Below are 19,010 nucleotides of genomic sequence, written 5' to 3' on the forward strand. Positions count from 1 at the left end.
TTTTTTAGACAAAGCAGCTCTGTTTTCAGTCGCAAATCTGTTATCCGATATTCAAGTGAACTGTCCCCCCTCCTTGTATTTCCACAGCCGTTTCATCTACTCCGATCCAAACGGTGATCGCCGATGGGTTATGTACAATTTGGCCGGAAACCGAATAACGGAGCCGTTGGATCGCTTGCATATAAGCAGCAATTTCGGCATTAGTGGCATACCAGATATCGCCGCGATGCCCTACCAGTTCGCCGAACCTTTCGAGGAGGTCCCAACTCCGGTCTCTTTCGAACTCGTAGCTGTGACCCCACACGTAAAGCAGATTCATACGTGAGTGCCTTGACTCATGGGAAAGGAACGCTTCGCCGTACTCCACCATTTCCTTGTGATGGCAGGTGGGCTGCCAAAGCAGGAAATTGGAAGGCATGTTGAACGTATGGCTGCTGATCGTCGTCCTGGCATATTCAATGCCTAGGCCCGGCAATGCAGAAACAACCTGCTCGTTCCATGCTCCATAGGGATAACTCATACCGCGAACAGGATAACCAGTAAGCGCTTCCAATGAATCCCGATCTTCCATGATCTCCATCACAACCCGGTCAGGTGGTGCTAAATCAAGAAAGGGATGAGCCGCAGTATGGGAAGATACCTCATGCCCGGCATATAGAGCCTCAACCTCCTCCGCGTCGATGTAGCCGGGTTTTCCGAGAAAGCATGAGTTCAGATGAAACGTGCCCTTCACTCCATATTCGTTCATCTTGGCGACAAGCCTGCGGTCATCTTCTCTCCCATCATCGTAGCTTAAGGTTACGGCTTTCGTTCTCCCTCCGGGAAAACGGTCGTATCGAATGCGCAAGTCTGTTCCTCCTTCCTTGTAGGAAAAGTTTCATTGATACCACCATTCCCGATCGATCAATGCCATGATTAAATCCATTCCTTGCCGCTTAAATGGCAGCGACCTATCGCCTTCCACTATTTGCGGATCCTCTACTTTCGTATAGGTAAGGAACGCTTTCCCCGACTCCGTAAACGTACAATTCAAATTCATGAATTCATACGGACCCGTTTCAATATTCCCCACCCTTCGCCATGTATTTCCCCCGTCGTTCGAAAGTGCGGCTGTTAACGGAGTACGCAGTCCATAGTGGTGTCTGCTAGGATCATAATCGCTATCGTTATAAAACAAGGCCAAATCGTCGGTTCCGGGGATCCGTCTAATGCAAGTACAAGATTCAGGTGCCTTTAATCCGGACGTTTGTGGCAATGACCATGATTCGCCCCCATCCTCGGAGAATGACAAGAATACCGCCCCAAGCTGAGTTCGAAGCGACATGATTAATCGTCCACCGATCAGTTCAGCCACGGACGCCTCCATCGCACCCCGCATCGGCAAATCGACCGTAACGCGAGCTTGACGCCAGCTACGCCCCTCATCATCGCTAAGGAAGCAACCAACTGTATTATGCTGGCTCCCCTGATGCCCAACTCCGAAGTGATAAGGCAACAGCAATCGCCCGTCGGTCAATACGTTAATCTGATTGGCACCGCCCTGCAGCCACTGCCCATCGCTGCGTTCCCATACACAGCCTGCGTCCTGCCAGGTCTTTCCGTCATCAGAAGAACGGAATAAACACATGGAGGAGCTATTGCCCCCTTGGTGTCCGCGAAGGCAATGAAGCAGCAAATCGCCGGAAGTTAACCGGGTTAATCCAGGTGCCTGCACGTTATTATCGCCAGTGTGTACGTCGACGAAAAGAGCTTCCTCACTCCAAGTGATCCCATCGTCCCTAGAAATTTTGGCATAAATTCTACAAAGGCCGAAATCGCTCCCTCCCTCAAGGCTGTCGTCGTATTTGTGCCAAACCACAAGCAATCGCCCGTCCATCAGTTGAATTACGCTGGCTGTATCATTACGAGGATTACCTGTTCCGGCTTCCGCTACCTTACTGTATATAATTGTTGCGCTTGACATGATCCCATCTCCTAGTCCTACCCGGCGACAGCAGGATGGAAACCATAAATCCATCCTGCCCGGGTACTATTACATCATCAGAATTTCAGCTTGAATTCATAAAAGTCTTTGGTCAGAAACGCTTTTGTTTTGTTATCCTGGTACCATTTCGCATACCATTCTTCAATGTTCTTCCCGTTGTTCTTCTCCCAGACACTCTTAGCATCCTGGAAAGCTTGATCGGTCGAATAGGAATTTCCAGAAATAATAGCCTTGGTCCATATATCTGCGATATTCTTAGTTGCATTGTTAAATGAAATCTGCAATTCGCTCGGCATGGCCGGGACATGCTCCGGGTGTGTAAAGTCTGGCATTGGACGCTTCTCATCCAAATAAGTTTCATACGCCTGTTTCATAAGCTCCAAGTATTGTTTTTCCACCGGATCGTTCGGATTCAATGTTGCCTGGAATTGGCCGCAAGAACCTTCTGTGATCGGAGAGAAGAGCATCGTATAGGCGGGTGTATATTTGATCTTCGGATCCGTTTTTTCTTTATTAACGAACTGCTGGCATCCATTCACACCTTCATTCCAATCTTCGCCCTTTATTCCGTATTTCAACGTTTGCCCCGTTTCCTTCGCTGCCACAAAGTCAACATATTTCATGACGGCTTCCGGATTTTTGGCATCTGCATTGATCATTCCGGTAATTTGCACCGGATTGGCCAATATAGGGCTGAATTGCCCGAATGAAGTTCTCGGAAGCGCGATGACCTGCAATTCCGCATTAGGATCGGCTTTTTTCAACGCTTTGTAGGTTTCGATATCGGATTGATGAACGCTTGAGCCCCACATCCCAATTTTACCGGCGATGATTTCCTGGGCATACAGTCCCATGTAACCGGAGCCTTTTTTAGTCAAATAATCTTTGTCGATGAGCCCTTCATCATACAGCTGTTTCTTGAATGCAGCTGCTGCTTTTGCCCTCTCCCAATCCCATACCATCTTATCTCCATTAATGATCCAACCTACGTTACCGAACATACTGTCAAGAACCTGTGTCGAGCGGCTTCCCATATCCAACGCAGTGGTGTCCTTTTTACCGTTACCATCCGGATCGTTATCACGGAATGCTTTTAATACTTGAATAAGCTCTTCCGTTGTTTCGGGTACCTTAAGATTCAACTTCTTCAACCAATCCGTCCTCACCGTCAAAACATTATGAGGCCGAAGTCCATTAATTCGTCCATAACCGTACATTTTACCATCAGGCATGGTGGCTGCCTTTTTTAGTGCCGGATATTTTTGCAGCAATTCTTTATATGTCGTGCTGTGCTTTTCGATCAATTCATCAACAGGAATAATCAACTTTTGGTCATACAGCTGATTGCGGAACGGCCCGCTAAATTCCTGAATCAAATCGGGAGCAGAACCCGAGGCTAACAACGTATTGAATTTTTGGACCGACTCCGTTCTCGGAATGGCAATCACTTTAATCGTGGCTGGGCCTTTCTCAGACATCCAGGTTACCCATCTGTTTTTCTCAATCGTTCCCTCTTCAGGAGGCGTATTGCCGGCATCGTAAGCGGAGATCGTAATCTCCGGCTTTGGTTTGCCCCCGGTCGAGCTTTCGCTTTTGTTTGGTGAGCCCTGGGAGCAGCCAGTAAGACCTATAGCAAGTACACCCATACCGATTAATGCAACTATTAACGAATCTTTCCCTTTCACTTTCATACCGTGACCTCCTGTGTACTTTTTTTTGCGAATCATGTACGAGAATATCATCCTTTTACTGCGCCGATTAACACCCCCTTAACGAAGTGCTTTTGAAGAAGAGGATAGACGGCAATCATAGGGATTAGCATAACGGCCATTCCGGCAGCTCGAATCGATTCAGGAGTCAGCATCTGCCTATCATCCTCCTGTATATTTTGAATCTCGTTCATCAGGTTCGATTGAACGACCATTTGCTGGATTAACACAGATAGATTATATTTGCTCGAATCGTTGATATAAATGAGAACATTCATGAACGAATTCCAATGGCTGACACCGTAAAACAATGCGAGCGTTGCCAGTACGGGAGTAGATAATGGTAATACAATTTGTACAGCTAATCTCCATTCACCACATCCATCTATACGAGCGGAGTTTTCCAGTTCTTCTGGAATATTCTCAAAAAACGTTTTCATAATCAGCATGTTGTATGCGCTCACTAGTGCCGGAAGCCATAGAGCCCAATACGAATCGATAATTCCTATCGACTTGACCAATAAATAACTCGGAATAAGCCCTCCGGAGAATAGCATCGTGAATATGATCAATAATGCCATGAAACGCCGTCCGATAAAATACTTCTTTGATAGCGGGTACGCAGCAAAAATCGTAAATATCATATTAAGCGCTACACCAACTCCAGTGATAATAAGGCTGTTTACAAAAGCTTGGGGCACACGAGTTCCTTTCAGCAGAGCACTGTAAGAGTCCCAACTAAACTCGACTGGCCAAAGGAACACTCTGCCTGCTAATATCGCGTGGTTGCTGCTAAAGGAGAGGGATAAGATATGAAGCAAGGGAAACAATGCGCTTAAAGCCCATATTCCCAAAAATAATGTGTTGATACTGTAAAAAACTTTTTCACCTTGTGTTGGTTTCATACTGTGCCTCCCTGATCTATCAGAACAATCCTTGATCGAATTTACGCGCAATTGCGTTAGCGGACAATACCAGAATAAGTCCAATAACCGACTCAAAAAGACCTACCGCTGCGGTAAAACTAAACTGCCCCCCTTGAAGTCCTACTCGGTAAACAAAGGTGGAGATGACATCGGCCACATCGGATACAGCTGGATTGGACAACATGTACACTTTGTCGAATCCCACATCAATCAACTTACCAACTTGCAAAATAAACATCACAACAATCGTGGGGCGAATTCCGGGCAGTGTAATGTGCCACATTTGTTTCCATTTGGGAGCTCCATCCATGGCAGCTGCTTCATACAAAGCAGGATCGAGGGAAGATAATGCCGCCAAGTAAATGATTGCGGAGAATCCGGCTTCCTGCCATATACCTGAGCCAAAATAAATGGCAAGCCAAGTAGGGATTTTATACAAGAAAGGAATCGGTTCTTCCCATCTCAGTAGAGCTTGCAATAAATCATTAACAGCCCCAGCGGAAGAAAACAGGGTAACAACTATGCCAGTGACGATAACCATGGAAAGAAAGTGGGGCAAGTACACCAGTGTCTGGACTGCCTTCTTATACCACCTTAGACGAATTTCATTCAGCAGAACGGCGAGAAGGATGGGAAAAGGAAACCCGATCGCAAACCCGAGTATGCTGATCAATATGGTATTACGAAATACATTCGCAAAATCCGGACTGCTCCACAGCATTTCAAAATATTTAGTTCCCGCCCATGGGCTGTTTATGATTCCCTCGCGAAGATTGTAATCCTTGAAAGCAATGATGATCCCCCCTATCGGTACGTATTTGAATATGATGAAGTATAACAATACCGGCATAAACAAGATCCAGAGAGGGACATTGGATTTCCATAATTTGATTCGCTCCGGATTTACACGGGGATACTTCTTCCCCATCAGTGATGCCATTTTCATTTTTGTCTGCTCCTTTTTGTGAGGTTCGTTTGCGGAATTGAACCCAATATATCGAAGTGCAGCCATCAAGCACAATATACATGTTTTTTCTGGATAGACTCGGACACAAAAAGGCTTCGTTCAAGCCTTCGGAAATAAACCTCCGACAGCTGAACAAAGCCTTATGAACATTTTTTTACTGAATAGATGCGAGGTGGAGCTAGCCTTCCGTCGATATTTTTCTGTATTCACCGGGTGTAATTCCTGTCGCCTTCTTAAAAGCGCGGATAAACGATATGGTATGAAGATAACCGACCTGGATGGAAATGTTTTGCACGGTATCTTGAGTTTCTTTGAGCAGTTGCTTCGCTCTTTCGACTCTGTTTAAAGTCAGATAATCCGTCATATTGATCCCCATTTCTTCTTTGAAAATACGACTCAAAAAGCTGGGGTTGATTCGATACCGCTCCCCGATCTTCGCCAGAGACATATCTGGATCTTCAAATTGTTCATCCATATAATCCTTAATTCTATAAATTAATGCCGTTTGAGAATCTTCCGTTTTTCGTTTAATCATTTCATCAAAAACAGCGTTCATTTCAGTGTAAAAAAAATGGTACAGCTCCTTCTCCGTTTCTAGCGGTTCCATGCCTTCGTTCAATCTGTTGAATCCCCTTTTCCAGATCGATTTAAGATCTGAAGAAGTCTCACCCATTTCACGATCGATGGAAAATAAAACGAGCTTGACCAAATTAAGCACATTATCTTTGGAAACGTTGGCTTCCGTCGTCTGCATTACGAAATCACGCATCTTATCCGACCATCCGGGATCCCCTTGCCTGAACGTCTGTGCTATACTTCGCAACATCTGCGGCTGTAAGATCAATTCCTCTTCCTTGAGAGGCTGAATGTTGTCCGAGGAGATGACTCGATTGCCGCCGAATTTGAACTTCATTTTGATGGCTTGTTTAGCCGCCTTGTTAGATTTAGAAATTTCGTCGATTTCATACACCAACGACCCGATTCCTATGGTCATAGCGAAATCTAAATTCTCATGTATCCAATCAGACACTTCTTGTGAAACCTTCTCGACCTTTGAATCCAATTTGTTGAATCGAAACAATATAGCCAGCTGATTACCCTGTGTCCATTCTGTCCATATCTGAATTTGATGCTTTTGCGATACCTCTTGGAATACGCATCCGACCGCATATTTTAACAAGTATTGATCTCGCTTATTATATCGCGCGATAAAATTTGGGAAATGATCGATTTCGGCCAATGCAACACGAGCTTGGAATCCTTCTTCAAGCATTTTTACGATCAACTCATCGTTACGGTCCACCATATTGCCTTCAAGCAGATCCATCAGCAATTCCTTGTGACGATAAATTACGTTTTCTTTCCTGAGTTGCTGCTGACCATCGAATTGATCAATCAATTGATCTATAGCGGCTTCAATAAAGTCAAATTCGTTTCGGTTTTCATTTCTGAGCAATTGCACACTTTTTTGTGATTTGAATCGCTCCAAACGATCTGTCAAAGCTTCAATGGGCTTGTAGTTTTTTCGGGTTATGGCAAAAATCCAATAGGCACCGAAAGCAATGACGAGAGTCCATAATGCATAGCTGAGATAGAATATGGCCGTACTGAAGCCGTAGACCTTAGAGTTGTTGATAGAACTGCGCATGCTCCAACCCGTATAATCCGAAGAAATAACATAAGAATGCAACTTTTTTTTCGTAATGTTCATAGTCTCGACATTCTCTCGAATGGAAGCGATGGGAGCGTCTTTTTTATCAACAAAGTCCAGAAGACTGTATTGGGAGTTGGCCATTTGCTCAATCATAGATTGTATCGCATAAGGACGGACATTGACCACAATAAGCCCTTCTCCTCCGGAAATGGTCGGAACCTTGCTAGTAAGAGTCAATACTTTGCGAGTTAATATATCGTTCGAATAAGGGTTAATTTCCGAAAGCTCCCTTAAATCTGACCACCTTGACTTGGACGGATTATTCGACAACTGCATCAAGAATTCTCTATCCAGGAACTGCTCCATAGAAATCCTCGCATCTCTCGTCAAGACGATTTGATCCCGAAAACGGTACAAATACAACGAGTCTATCAAAGGTGTCGCATGAATGATGTTCCGGATCCGCTCACTCATTTCAAGAGAATCCAGATATTTGTTCGTCTCTTTCGTAGGGTCGAAAAATTTATCGAAACTCACATTGTTAAGTACTTCTTTCACTATTAATTGATCGATAGAACGCAAGGCATCGTCTATGCTTTGGAGCATTTGTTTCGTAGCAACCTCATTTACCCGCTTCGCTTCGTTCCCGATCGTTAATCGCGCAGAAACAATGGAAATGAGAATAACAATGGACGAGGCTATAACAAAAATAGGGAGATAAGAAAAAAGCAACCTATAGTACCATCGTTTTCGCATCCGAATGCTCCTTTCCTATTGTTAACCAAGCAGCGTCACTCATAAAAATAGCACACCTCTGGTGATTTCACCATATAGTTACAAGGTTTTGCGGCTTACCGTCAAGGAATGATTCGACATTGCTGATAGCTGTTTGCAGCAGTCTGGTACGGGCTTCAATCGAAGCCCAGGCGATGTGCGGAGTAATCAAGCAATTAGGGGCATGGAGAAGTGGATGATCAGCCTCGGGAGGTTCTGTAGAGAGCACGTCAAGTGCTGCGCCAGCCAGTCTGTTGTCCAATAGTGCTTGGGCAAGAGCGGGTTCATCCACCAGCTTTCCGCGTGCAGTGTTTATAATGAATGCGCTCGATTTCATTAATCGTATATGAGTGGAATTGATGATTTTCTCTGTTTTTTCCGTCAAGGGACAATGAAGACTGATAATATCGGATGAAATGAATAATTCATTATTAGAAACCCAACGAAACCCATCAAATGGAATTGGGAGATGCTGATCCCCTCTGCTGTTTGACGCAATGACCTCCATTCCCATAGCTCTGGCAATTCGCGCTGTTTGTATTCCGATCTTCCCTCCGCCGACTATGCCCATCGTTTTGCCGGACAATTCAATTAACGGCGATTTCCAATAACACCAATCCGGATTCAGGCTCCACTCGCCTTGCTTAACAGAAGTCGAATGTCGCCCAACCTGGTGACATAGCTCCAGGATTAATGAAAATACAAATTGAGCGACAGATGCTGTACCATAGGTTGGTATATGGGTAAGGCATATCTGATTGATCGTGACTTGATGTACATCTATAATGTCGTAACCTGTTGCTAACACACCAATATATTTAAGTTCCGGCAGCTCCTTCAACGTGGATGCCCGCAAAGGAGTCTTATTGGTCAGCACGATCTGCGCGCCGCGGCAACGATCAATAATTTCCTCATGCGGAGTACGATCATAGATCGTAACCTCGCCTAATTGAGCCAGCCCCTCCCAGCTTAAATCGCCGGGATTTAATGTATAGCCATCCAGTACGATAATTTTCATTTTTTCGCCTCCTAATCAGTGCCAAGATGAGTGTTAAAGCTACATTTCGGTATGGGAGAAAGCTGTGTTTTTGTTATAATACCAGTATTAGAATTTTGAGGAGATATATCGTGTATCCTGAATATTTGTTTGAGTATCCCCATATGAACTCCAGCTTCCCTTTCTATATGAAACGCAAGCTCCAATGGAAAACCAATGTTCACCGCCACGACTTTGTGGAATTAACCTTGGTCCTTGGTGGCAGTGGATCGGAAACCATTAATGGATCCTCGCATGTCATGATACCCGGTACTATGGTGCTGCTGCTCCCTTATCAGGTACATGAAATCGTGTCCGATCCGAATAGCCCGCTGGATTTATATATTTGCAATTTTGGTATGGACGTAATCACCGATATAGACGACCAAGAATCAGGTCTGCGTGACTTTTTGCTGGAAAATGGCGTAAATGAGAGGAGAGCTTTTGTGAGACTCGAATGTACTATCTTCGATGAGATGCAGCAATGCTTCTCCACTTTATTGAAGGAATACGAGAATTCTAATCCTTTTAAATCGGTCATGCTGAAAGCTCACTTGCAAAAAGCGCTTGCCCAGTTCGCCCGAAGCAATCTAGCAGCTCTATCAGACTCGCCGACTGTATTGACAGACCAAACCAGAATTCAACCCAACAAACGGAGTATATGGCCCGTTATCAACTATATTCACGAGCATTATCTTGAGCCTTTAATGCTCAAATCCATATCCGAACAATTCGGGATCCATCCCTCCACTCTCAGTGAAATGATTGTGCACCAATATGGCATTCATTTCACGGATTTTCTCCACGAATTGCGTGTACGCCATGCTTGTTCGTTACTGCTTGCCACTGAAATGCCCATTGCCGAGATTGCCGAGGAATCCGGATTCGGATCCTATTCCAGCTTTGTTCGTATTTTTCATAAAACCAAAGGGCTGTCACCCCGAGAATACCGAGCAACCCGGCATTCAAGCTCTTTTAAGAGTTGAATTCAAAAGCTATTCTTTCAACAAGTCTTTATGAATCTTGATCACAACCCGCTTCGTCTCCGTACCTCCACTCCTACTGCATGCGGGTCGGTGAAGATCTCCGGGAAAATATACGACAAACATACCCGGCTTCAAGTTCAATTCAAATTCGTTCTCCACTTCTTCATAAAGAGCATAGTCGTTACCTTCCAACTCATTTTCAATCGGTTGGTTATATGCTGACTGTCTGGCAACAACGTGAAGCTCCTCCCCCGTCACTACCATTTGAACATCTATATATTTTTGATGATGCTCTGCTTTGCGTTCTTTCGGGGGTACGGTGTTGATTTTTTGAACCATCACAAACATTTCATCCCCTAGCAAATCATAGCGACCGACCTCAGTATTTATAAAATCCGTATTCTGCAAATAATCAATAGCTTTACGGAGAATTGATGCATACGCCCACTGTTCTTGCTTCCATGTGCCCAGATCGCCCAAAATCACTCCTATTCGCCCCCTTTTTTCTACCATTCACCCGAAGTGCCAAATTTATTTCTTACATTCACACCAAACTGTTTTCCAGCTTCATCAATTCCTGCAAGCAGTTTCTCTTTAGTCATTCCCGTTGTAATTCGCGCCGCAGGAATGACTGTACTGCACTCGTTGCCATCCATATAAACAGATGCTTCCAACAATCGTGCTTCATCTTCCTCTGGAATGACGATAAATCCGTGTTTATCGGCATGAATGAGTTGCCCAGACTGCACCTTGCAACCAAACACCTCCACTTCGATTCCCCATCGAACTGGGGTACTGTAAGCATGACCGACACACGTCCTGCGAGCGATCGCTTTAAATCCCGCATTGCATATCTCATCAACATCCCGTATCGCACCATCGGTTATCGTTCCTACACACCCAAGTGCGCGATGGATGTTGCTGTTCACTTCCCCCCAAAACGCTCCGATAACACGCGGTTTATCCAGGTCTTGAACTACCACGATTTTAGGGCCAGGTAGGCTTGCCACATATTTACGGTATTCACTCCAAGCATTACCATTGCGTTTGGGATGGTCAGGATTGCTTGGCTCAAATTGAACGGTTACAGCGTAACCGACCATCGGTCCCATATGTGGCATGAAATCGCAGGTTTCTTCCATATTAAATCCTTGCGTAATATCGTGCTTCGTAATGACTTCCCAACCGTTGTAAATGGTAGGCGTGTTCCAACGTTTAAGCTTCAACAAATCGGCATGTGACAATTGTGTCATTCTTCCTCATCCTCTCTATAGTGAATACGTTTAATTGTAAACTTCATTTTGATTTCACATCTTCCATTTCTTCGTCAGGACCTCTCAAATTTTTGCCGCATACAAATAAGACACAAGGATGGAACCAAAGTGATTCCATCCTTGTGTCTTTCGACAATTAATTAACTACATCAACAATATTTTCTAGTACTTCTTCCTTCATATAAGCAGCTTTTTATCCAGCTTCCCCAAGGGGGTATAGGGCAAATGATCGACGAAGACGATTTCTTTTGGCAGCTGATATCTTGCCAGTCTGGAGCGCAGCCATTCAAAAAGCTCCTCTTTTGTCGTTTCCGCATGAGGGGCCAGAAGGACAAAAGCTTTCAATCGCTGTCCAAAATGCTCATCACGAATCCCAATCACAGCCGCATCCTCCACTTGAGGGTGAGTGAGCAGGACCTGTTCCACTTCAAGAGGATAAACATTTTCCCCCGCTGAAACAATCATACTGTCCACTCTTCCACACAAAAAGTAATAGCCCTTCTCATCTCGATAGCCCAAATCACCGGTTTCGATCCAGGGATTAGTAACGTTTCTCATGGACCATTCGTTTTTAATGCACAATTGACCTACCCTGCCGATTTCAACTTCCTCTTTATGAGCATCCATTATTGTTAAGTTAACGCCCTTAATCTTTCTGCCGATCGTATTGGCGGAGTAGGTCAAATCCTGTGGAGTTGCGATGATATTCAAGCCCGCTTCCGAAGTACCGTACAGATTGTACAACACGTCGCCCAATTGACTCAAAGTCTCTTTTACCAGTTTGGGACTTAGCTCTGCCCCGCCTGAAGCTATACAAGAAAGGGACTTCAAATCGTCTGTATTCGTTTTTAACATTTTATATAACATTAAGGGAACAACCGTTACGACATCAACCTGGTGCTCCCGAATCAAACGACATGCTTTCTCTGCATCGAATCCACGATGAATAACCACCTTCTTTCCCAGAGCACAGAATAAGAGCAGTACCGCTACTCCATAACCGTGATAAATGGGCGTCGCAATATACGCAGTATGATAGTTTAAAATTTTCAATCGAGTAAGGAAGTCCGCAAAAGGATCCAAATAATTGAATAGCGAAGGTTTATGCGCCGCTTCTTTGGCATTTCCTGTGGTCCCGCCGGTCAGCAGCACAAGTTTTCCCGAGGAAGTCCGATAACGTTTTTGTTTTTCGTAAATGGTTGCAGAAAGTACGTTGTTTATCGCTGGAGATGTATCATGATAACTCAACATTTTGGCTTTCGTATAAGAAGATTGCTCAAGCAAGGAGCTTAGTTCCTCATCATAGAGTAAGAGGTCGAAATCATGGCGCTCCAGGATCTTATTCAACTGACTCTCGCTCATTTCCGCATTAAGCAGATATAGATCCGCCCCCGTTAAAGAAACTGCAAAAATGGCTTTTACCAAGGAAGCATGGTTTTTACACAGAAAACCCGCTTTCTTGCCGCTAGCAAGTTGATACTTCTCCCTCAAAACTACCGAAAGCGCTTTGGACTGTGCAAACAATTGGTTATAGGTTAGGGTTTCCCGCTCATCTGATAACGCGATTTGTTCCCCGTAGGTTCGGGCTGAAAAATTCAGCAGTGCCATCAGATTGATTCCATATTTATAGATGGCGGAAGTTAACCGGATCAAGGCTAAGGGGGAAAGCAGTCTGATTAAATATAAAACATAGATCAGCTTATACACCCTCATTGCCGTTCCCCTTTTCTCCTTAACTTTCTCGGAATTGCAGATTCCCAACACCTTCTGAAAAGTACGGAGGCCAGCTGTCCGAAAATCAACCACCACGGTTTGTATGTTTTCCTTTTGGTATAGATGGACTTGCCTATAATTTTTGCCACGTGCTGTGGGGACATAGCCGGCAATTGTTGATAAGCAGCAGTTGGCAGGATCATGGGTGTTCTAACTAGCGGAAGATAGATCGAGGTGGTGGAGATCCCCTTCATGCTCAGCTCGGGAGCGGCAGACCGAAACCAGGTGTCAAAAGCAGCCTTTGATGCCTGATAAGCTGCCCAATGCGGAAGGGGGAGCAACAGAGCATTTACTGTCGAGACGTTGATGATGTGCCCTTGCTTTTTCTCAAGAAGAAGAAGGGTAGATAGGAGCAGTTGAACCGGCGCAAAATAATTGATCGCCATCGTGCGAGTAAAATCATGATAGCGGTCCATGGACTGATGAATCGATCGCCTGATGGAATGACCCGCATTGCTTATGACGATATCCAACCCATCCGGAAGCTGATGGAGAAAAGTGAGCAACCCCTCCATCTCCTCCTGATTTCGAAGATCGGCCGGGAACACACTTATTTGGGCTGCTTTCGTCTCAATATCGCTTTTCATGGCTTGAAGCTTGTCCTCTCGTCTGGCCACTAATATCAGATGAACCTTTATGTCGGACAGCAGATAAGCAAGCTGTTCTCCTATTCCGGAACTTGCGCCCGTTATAAGAACGGTCTTTCCTTCCAGTTGGCGCCCCAGCTTCTGTCTATTCAAAAAAGTCGGCGGGAATAAAAGATGTTCGAAAAGGTTGTAGGTGTGCATTGGGGCTCCTTTCTTGCCTGAAGGACGACCCTGACAGGCCCGCTCCCATGTTGTGCTTTGTAAGTATTTTGTAAGATTAATTATATATCATGATAAACGATTGATTAATATTTTTAATTCAGAACTGGAGGTTCATGAATGATTACATCAAATCTCAACTCGTTGCGACTTTTGGAATGTTGGTTTGAAAATGACCCGAATACAAAACAAAGGGCAGCCTTCCCGCTTTACAAAAGCACAGGAACAGAGAATCTGTCTGTTGTTTACTTTGAGATAGAACCAGGAAATAGTCTCGGTACTCACACAGATAGTGCTGAAGAAATAATTCTCGTTCTGGAAGGGTCAGCTGAAGCAACTCTCGGCAATGAAAAAGGTCAGTTGAATAAAGGAGAACTGGCTCTTATTCCTGCCATGGTTCCCCACAATGTTCGAAACACTGGTTCCGAAACATTGAAGGTAATCGGCTTCTTTTCAAGTCCAAACGTGGTATCTACATTTGTTGAACCGCTTATGCCCATTAACCAGAAAGTTGTTGGAACGCCTCCTGTTCAAAGTGATAACCCAATGACATGGAATGAAATCTTTAATAAACTAATTGAGTAAATTTTAGGCGGCCACAGCATTTGCCGGCCGCCTTCATTGTTTTCAACAACATCATTTCATATAGCTCACGATTGATGCAGCCGTTCCCGGAACTGCCCCGGCGTGATGCCCACTGTCTTCTTGAAATAGCGGATGAAGTTCTGCGAGTTCTGGTAGTTCATCTTCTGGGCGATCTCCGCAATCGTCATTTCCGTATTTTTGAGCAGTTCCTTAGACAGGTTCAAACGATATTCGCCCAAATAATCGCTAAAGTTCACCCCGACTCCTCGGCGGAAAACCCTTCGCAAGTAGTCCGGGTGAAAATTGAGCTGCTCGGCGCATTTCTCCAGTGTCAACTCGGAGTCGTAGCGTTCGTGGACCAGCTTCAGCATCTGCTCTGTAATAATTTTATACTGTCGCTGAGACTGCTCTTCTCGCCAGTTCATAAGCGGCGTCAGCACGCGCTCCTCGAACCACGCTTCAATATCGTCAATGGCATCCAGCTCGAACAATTGCTCGAACACGGTTTTGTTGCCTTGCATCAACCCGCGAAGCGGTTCCTCCGAATACAGAGAATCGCCGACAAGGCTGGTCAATATGCGTACCAAATGCAGCTGCAGCTCTCGATAATTGACGTTTTCAGCCAGCAGCCATTTGGTGATACCGCGGAGCGCCGTTTGAGCGCCCGTCCGGTCCAACTCGCTCACCGCCTGGAACAGCTGCTTCTCTAGAGCAGCCGGATACTTAACGCGAACGTCCCGACCGGGGAACAAATCGCCAAAAAAGAACACAGACTGCTCTTCCGTAACACTCCGGTGCTTCAGCGATTCGCTCGCTTCCCTGAAAGCTCTATGCGTATCCGACAATCGAGCATAGGGCTTACTTACCCCGACCATTGTCGTCAATCCCAAATACAGGTGAACCGATTCTTTCAATTGGTTCGCGAAAGTAACCATAGACTCGCGGAACGCTTCAACATCTTCTAGGTCGGTGCCGACGATCATGATCTGATACTGTCCGATAATAATGGGCTCCAGCCGCCTGTCGCCAGGAGTAAGCTCGCACATGATATTGCTCAAGGCAAACATCAACCGCTCCCAGTCCTTATCCTCATACTTGGATTGCTTCCAGTCGCTGAACTGCACCGCTATGACCTTCATTTGCTTCCACTTGAAGTCCAGTTGATAAAACTGCGCCTTCTGTTCCACTTCCGACGGATTCACTTCGCCCAACAACAGCTTGAACAGAAACAATTCCCGCAGTTGGAGGGCTTGCCCCCTAATCTGATCATTCATGCGATCCTGGACAGAGATCAGCGACTCGATTCGAGTGCCGATCAGTTGAAACTCATCGGGCCGGTTCCCCTTCCCTGCTATCGACTGCCCGCCTGCGGCCTCATACAGCCGGCGAATGGGCACATACACCCGGCGGTTCATTATCGTAGCGGCCAAGAGCGTTAGGAGCAGCACCCCCACGCAGGCAAGCAGGGTAATCCAACGGATCGTTCGGGAATCTTTGGTGATTTCCGCATTAGAGTAGAAGGAGAAGTAATACCAGCCATTATAGTTGGACTTCTTCACCACTGTGAAGTATTGCTCGTTATAGCGGATGATGGCGCTCGGGGCACCCTCTAACGCTTTGGTCACACGCTCTGCGAACTCCGGACTTAGCCGCTCTCCAAGCAACAGCGTTCCTTGCGTCTTGGCCAACACATCGAAGCTAGCGTTGGCGATCAATTGAACACCGCTTCCTCCGGTAGCCTGAATCCGCTTCTCCAACTCGTAGCGGGGGATACGAATTCCTAGTACGCCCGAAGGCGAGAGTGAAGTTAACGGTGTCTTCTTGATTAGCAATACCGAGCGCCCCCGAACCTCTCCGTCCGAGCCTTCGCTCATCCAGTAAGAAGATCGGTTGCTTGCCGCATAGCTGGCCAAAAGGTCGCGGTCTGCCCGATCCGGCAACCCGGCTGTCCCGCGATTGTCGATGACCCATTTATTGGTGAAATTGACGTAGAATACATCACTGATTCCCATCTCGAAGCTTTGCAAACGGGACAACTGCACAGACAGCTCCTGGAACGATTGGAACCTTCGGTTCGACAGTTCCCAATCCGCAGCGTCCTGCAGCAAGGGCGAATTGGCCAGCTGCGTGACATAGAAATCGATGGTCATGAAGAGCTGCTCCAGGCGCAGTTCTGTTTCCGTGAGCAGCTGAACGTTGTGCAGATCCACCTGCTTCTGAATTTTGCTGGAGAAGAAATAGTAGGCAAAGCTGCCCAATGCCAATACCGGTATGGTACCAACAAGTATACTGATGACCATTAGCCGAATCAGAAATCGGGGAGATCTCGATTTCATGCCACCACCTCTATTCGCTCCCTAAGATAATGGGGGTTACAGATCATGCTCTTCTAAAGATGTATTCGGGAGCAGAGCCGGATTCCCCTGCCTGGGAACCGAAGACAAATCAATCCAGTATTCCCTCGACAACAACCGCCGCATGCAGATTCATCCGGGGAACGACGAAGGAAATCCGTTCCTGCTCCTTCGTGAACTCGAGCTCTTGGCCTTCCGGCTGCAACAAGACACGAGTCGCTTGCACGCCAATAGACACCTTAATATTCGTTATGGGTGCGATCTCCTCGATAAACGACTTGGAGCCCGCCGCCTTGTCTTCCCTAACGTTAATGAAATGCACGATGAGACGGGACTGCCCCCTCTGCCGCATGACGTTGACTTCCACGCTTAGCGGTGCTTGAACGATGACCCTCGGGTTGGGATAGAGTTTCCTCAGGCTGTTCAAGTATATGGTGCGCAGCCAAGGCGAACCAGAGCTCCAATAGGAGGCCTCGATCGGCCCGGCCATGTACAGACAAGCCCCTTGTCCCACAGTTTGGAGCGTTATCGCAGGATGCGGGGTGCTGAGCGCAGGATGAGCGTGCTGATGGTACACATGCCGCTTCACGGTCGTTTCCACAGCAGGCTCCATGAAGCCGCACAGAACTTCCCCCGAAGTCGGCACAACCCTCAGCGACGGTTTACCTTCCTGCTTAAGCAGAATAGGCATATTCGGAACACCCTCGGCTATGCTAGCGTCGATCGAATCGAGATAGGACAGACTGTAGGTTGACACATCCTGGAACTGGACGCCGAACAAATCTGCCAAGCCGAAGTCTGTCTCTCGTTCACCATCCGCTTTGTAGAGCGATGTACGCCCGGAAGCGAGCAGACGACCGCCGTCCTGCACATACTTACGGATGCGGTGTTGAACGACTTCAGATAAATGCGCCTGATCAGGCACGATTAACAGCTCATAGCGCTCCAGCTTCTCAAGCAGATGCGTTTCATCAATAATATCGAAATGGATATGGCCCTCGGTCAAGATGCGATGAATGCCCTGGAGGTGATCTTCGTTCTTGCTGCGGGCGAGAGCGGAATTCTCCAGCATGCGTTTGTTCCCGATGTCATACAGGACGGCGACCATCGGTTCGCTCTCGGCTTCAAGTAGCCACGGCTCCATAGACTTCACCCATGCATTCGCCTCCCCGATGGCGCTCATGACGGGGGCGGGCACCACTCCCTTGTACTCGCCGGAAGGATAAGCGACGTGCCCGAAGCTGATGGAGCCGCCGTTCGCGACAGCGATCGCCGCAGTCGTCATCAAGGTCGGAGTGGGCGCAAGCGTCCACTCCCCCCAGCTGCCCATCTCGCTTGGCATCATTAGCTCGAACGGCTTGCCGAACGACCGCTTCCAGCGGGCAAGCAGGCTGCCGTAAGCGTAATGCGGTGGATGGAATTCGGACGTGAAGTAATCGGCATACTGGTCTGCTTCCACTTGTCCGAATCGCGGATCGCCCGCATGATTCCAGCCGATCAGCAGGTCCGGATTAGCTGCTTTCAGCCGTGTTGCCGCATCTCGCATGAAATGAAGCCGGATATCCCGCCGAAATGCCTGCCACTGCGCCATTTCCTTCGTACCCGGCTGAGGCGATACCGGCATTGCGCATCCGTATCGCGACTTATATCGGCTCTGGCAATACCCGCAATAGCAGCTGTTCGCCCATACATAGGATATATCGAAGAAGAATCCCGACACCTCGTATTTCTTGGCGATTTCATCCAGTTGGCCATACACATGATCCCGGTAAGGAGAGTTCATGCATAGCAGGTCGTAGAACCCGAACGCTTCGGACACCGGTTGTTGATCCGCTGTGCGTTGCCGGTAATCGGGGTTCTGTTGAGCTACATGAGTGTTCAATCCTACGTTGTAGTAAGCGATCAGTCGGATGCCTTGACGCTTGGCCGCTTCGACCGCTTCAGCCAGCAAATCTCCCTTCAGCTTGGCGTTCTTATGTCCGATTCGTGTATCGTAATAGCTGTTGCCGAACGCATCCTTGGTCATGAACGTAATCGTCTGGATGCCGGCCGCAGCGGCGCCCGCCATATACTTCTCCACGTCCACCGTCACTTCGGGAATCGCTTCACCTGCGTGAAAATCGAACAAACCTCTGCGAAACGTCCGTTTGTACAAATCGTTGCCCATTTTGTCCTCTCCCGT

The 19,010-nt window shown here is 46.8% G+C and carries 15 protein-coding genes; 2 read left to right on the plus strand and 13 right to left on the minus strand.

The genetic code is table 11. The annotated features are described in order from the left end of the window. Positions 1-40: 40 nt before the first annotated feature. From AC58QD_RS21675 to AC58QD_RS21705, 7 genes are all read right to left on the minus strand, one after another. The gene (locus tag AC58QD_RS21675; RefSeq protein ID WP_497337097.1) at positions 41-847 is read right to left on the minus strand and encodes a polysaccharide deacetylase family protein; all 807 of its coding nucleotides are present in this window, start codon (positions 845-847) and stop codon (positions 41-43) included. A 30-nt stretch (positions 848-877) separates the two neighbouring features. After that, the gene (locus AC58QD_RS21680; RefSeq protein WP_497337098.1) at positions 878-1,963 is read right to left on the minus strand and encodes a sialidase family protein; all 1,086 of its coding nucleotides are present in this window, start codon (positions 1,961-1,963) and stop codon (positions 878-880) included. A 77-nt stretch (positions 1,964-2,040) separates the two neighbouring features. Next, positions 2,041-3,675: an extracellular solute-binding protein gene (locus AC58QD_RS21685; protein WP_497337099.1), complete on the minus strand. Its 1,635-nt coding sequence runs from the start codon at positions 3,673-3,675 to the stop codon at positions 2,041-2,043. A gap of 47 nt (positions 3,676-3,722) precedes the next feature. Further along, the gene (locus tag AC58QD_RS21690) at positions 3,723-4,598 is read right to left on the minus strand and encodes a carbohydrate ABC transporter permease (protein ID WP_497337100.1); all 876 of its coding nucleotides are present in this window, start codon (positions 4,596-4,598) and stop codon (positions 3,723-3,725) included. Between the two features lie 19 nt (positions 4,599-4,617). Then, a complete protein-coding gene (locus AC58QD_RS21695; protein ID WP_497337101.1) occupies positions 4,618-5,565 on the minus strand; it encodes an ABC transporter permease in 948 nt (315 codons plus the stop codon). A 199-nt stretch (positions 5,566-5,764) separates the two neighbouring features. After that, positions 5,765-7,996: a helix-turn-helix transcriptional regulator gene (locus AC58QD_RS21700; RefSeq protein WP_497337102.1), complete on the minus strand. Its 2,232-nt coding sequence runs from the start codon at positions 7,994-7,996 to the stop codon at positions 5,765-5,767. A gap of 67 nt (positions 7,997-8,063) precedes the next feature. Continuing rightward, positions 8,064-9,032 (minus strand): D-2-hydroxyacid dehydrogenase, encoded by a 969-nt coding sequence (locus tag AC58QD_RS21705; protein WP_497337103.1) that lies wholly within the window; start codon positions 9,030-9,032, stop codon positions 8,064-8,066. 110 nt (positions 9,033-9,142) lie between these two features. Between AC58QD_RS21705 and AC58QD_RS21710 the strand changes: the two genes are divergently transcribed. Then, positions 9,143-10,036, plus strand: coding sequence for a helix-turn-helix domain-containing protein (locus AC58QD_RS21710; protein WP_497337104.1), 894 nt, complete (start codon positions 9,143-9,145; stop codon positions 10,034-10,036). Between the two features lie 9 nt (positions 10,037-10,045). On the opposite strand, the gene AC58QD_RS21715 is transcribed toward AC58QD_RS21710, so the two are convergent. From AC58QD_RS21715 to AC58QD_RS21730, 4 genes are all read right to left on the minus strand, one after another. Continuing rightward, the gene (locus AC58QD_RS21715; protein WP_497337105.1) at positions 10,046-10,522 is read right to left on the minus strand and encodes a NanQ anomerase/TabA/YiaL family protein; all 477 of its coding nucleotides are present in this window, start codon (positions 10,520-10,522) and stop codon (positions 10,046-10,048) included. 20 nt (positions 10,523-10,542) lie between these two features. Beyond that, positions 10,543-11,289 (minus strand): RraA family protein, encoded by a 747-nt coding sequence (locus AC58QD_RS21720; RefSeq protein ID WP_497337106.1) that lies wholly within the window; start codon positions 11,287-11,289, stop codon positions 10,543-10,545. Between the two features lie 198 nt (positions 11,290-11,487). Further along, positions 11,488-13,023, minus strand: a complete 1,536-nt coding sequence (locus tag AC58QD_RS21725) for an AMP-binding protein (RefSeq protein ID WP_497337107.1) — start codon at positions 13,021-13,023, stop codon at positions 11,488-11,490. Then, complete coding sequence (locus AC58QD_RS21730) at positions 13,020-13,871, minus strand: SDR family NAD(P)-dependent oxidoreductase (RefSeq protein WP_497337108.1); 852 nt, start codon at positions 13,869-13,871, stop codon at positions 13,020-13,022. The genes AC58QD_RS21725 and AC58QD_RS21730 overlap by 4 nt, the downstream gene beginning before the upstream one ends. A 138-nt stretch (positions 13,872-14,009) precedes the next feature. On the opposite strand from AC58QD_RS21730, the gene AC58QD_RS21735 reads away from it, so the two are divergent. Further along, on the plus strand, positions 14,010-14,474 hold the full coding sequence (locus tag AC58QD_RS21735) for a cupin domain-containing protein (RefSeq protein WP_497337109.1): 465 nt from the start codon (positions 14,010-14,012) through the stop codon (positions 14,472-14,474). Between the two features lie 65 nt (positions 14,475-14,539). Here the strand turns inward: AC58QD_RS21735 and AC58QD_RS21740 are convergent, their stop codons facing one another. Further along, positions 14,540-16,810 (minus strand): helix-turn-helix domain-containing protein, encoded by a 2,271-nt coding sequence (locus AC58QD_RS21740; protein WP_497337110.1) that lies wholly within the window; start codon positions 16,808-16,810, stop codon positions 14,540-14,542. Positions 16,811-16,919: 109 nt separating this feature from the next. Continuing rightward, positions 16,920-18,995 (minus strand): beta-galactosidase trimerization domain-containing protein, encoded by a 2,076-nt coding sequence (locus AC58QD_RS21745; RefSeq protein WP_497337111.1) that lies wholly within the window; start codon positions 18,993-18,995, stop codon positions 16,920-16,922. Between the last annotated feature and the right edge of the window lie 15 nt (positions 18,996-19,010).

The sequence above is a fragment of the Paenibacillus sp. J2R1T-4 genome (genome assembly GCF_059692235.1).

What these genes read in the sequence shown, in the direction of transcription:
- AC58QD_RS21680 (WP_497337098.1), bottom strand. Translation starts at nt 1,963, where the DNA reads ATGTCAAGCGCAACAATTATATACAGTAAGGTAGCGGAAGCCGGAACA.
- AC58QD_RS21685 (WP_497337099.1), bottom strand. Translation starts at nt 3,675, where the DNA reads ATGAAAGTGAAAGGGAAAGATTCGTTAATAGTTGCATTAATCGGTATG.
- AC58QD_RS21690 (WP_497337100.1), bottom strand. Translation starts at nt 4,598, where the DNA reads ATGAAACCAACACAAGGTGAAAAAGTTTTTTACAGTATCAACACATTA.
- AC58QD_RS21695 (WP_497337101.1), bottom strand. Translation starts at nt 5,565, where the DNA reads ATGAAAATGGCATCACTGATGGGGAAGAAGTATCCCCGTGTAAATCCG.
- AC58QD_RS21700 (WP_497337102.1), bottom strand. Translation starts at nt 7,996, where the DNA reads ATGCGAAAACGATGGTACTATAGGTTGCTTTTTTCTTATCTCCCTATT.
- AC58QD_RS21705 (WP_497337103.1), bottom strand. Translation starts at nt 9,032, where the DNA reads ATGAAAATTATCGTACTGGATGGCTATACATTAAATCCCGGCGATTTA.
- AC58QD_RS21720 (WP_497337106.1), bottom strand. Translation starts at nt 11,289, where the DNA reads ATGACACAATTGTCACATGCCGATTTGTTGAAGCTTAAACGTTGGAAC.
- AC58QD_RS21725 (WP_497337107.1), bottom strand. Translation starts at nt 13,023, where the DNA reads ATGAGGGTGTATAAGCTGATCTATGTTTTATATTTAATCAGACTGCTT.
- AC58QD_RS21730 (WP_497337108.1), bottom strand. Translation starts at nt 13,871, where the DNA reads ATGCACACCTACAACCTTTTCGAACATCTTTTATTCCCGCCGACTTTT.
- AC58QD_RS21735 (WP_497337109.1), top strand. Translation starts at nt 14,010, where the DNA reads ATGATTACATCAAATCTCAACTCGTTGCGACTTTTGGAATGTTGGTTT.
- AC58QD_RS21740 (WP_497337110.1), bottom strand. Translation starts at nt 16,810, where the DNA reads ATGAAATCGAGATCTCCCCGATTTCTGATTCGGCTAATGGTCATCAGT.
- AC58QD_RS21745 (WP_497337111.1), bottom strand. Translation starts at nt 18,995, where the DNA reads ATGGGCAACGATTTGTACAAACGGACGTTTCGCAGAGGTTTGTTCGAT.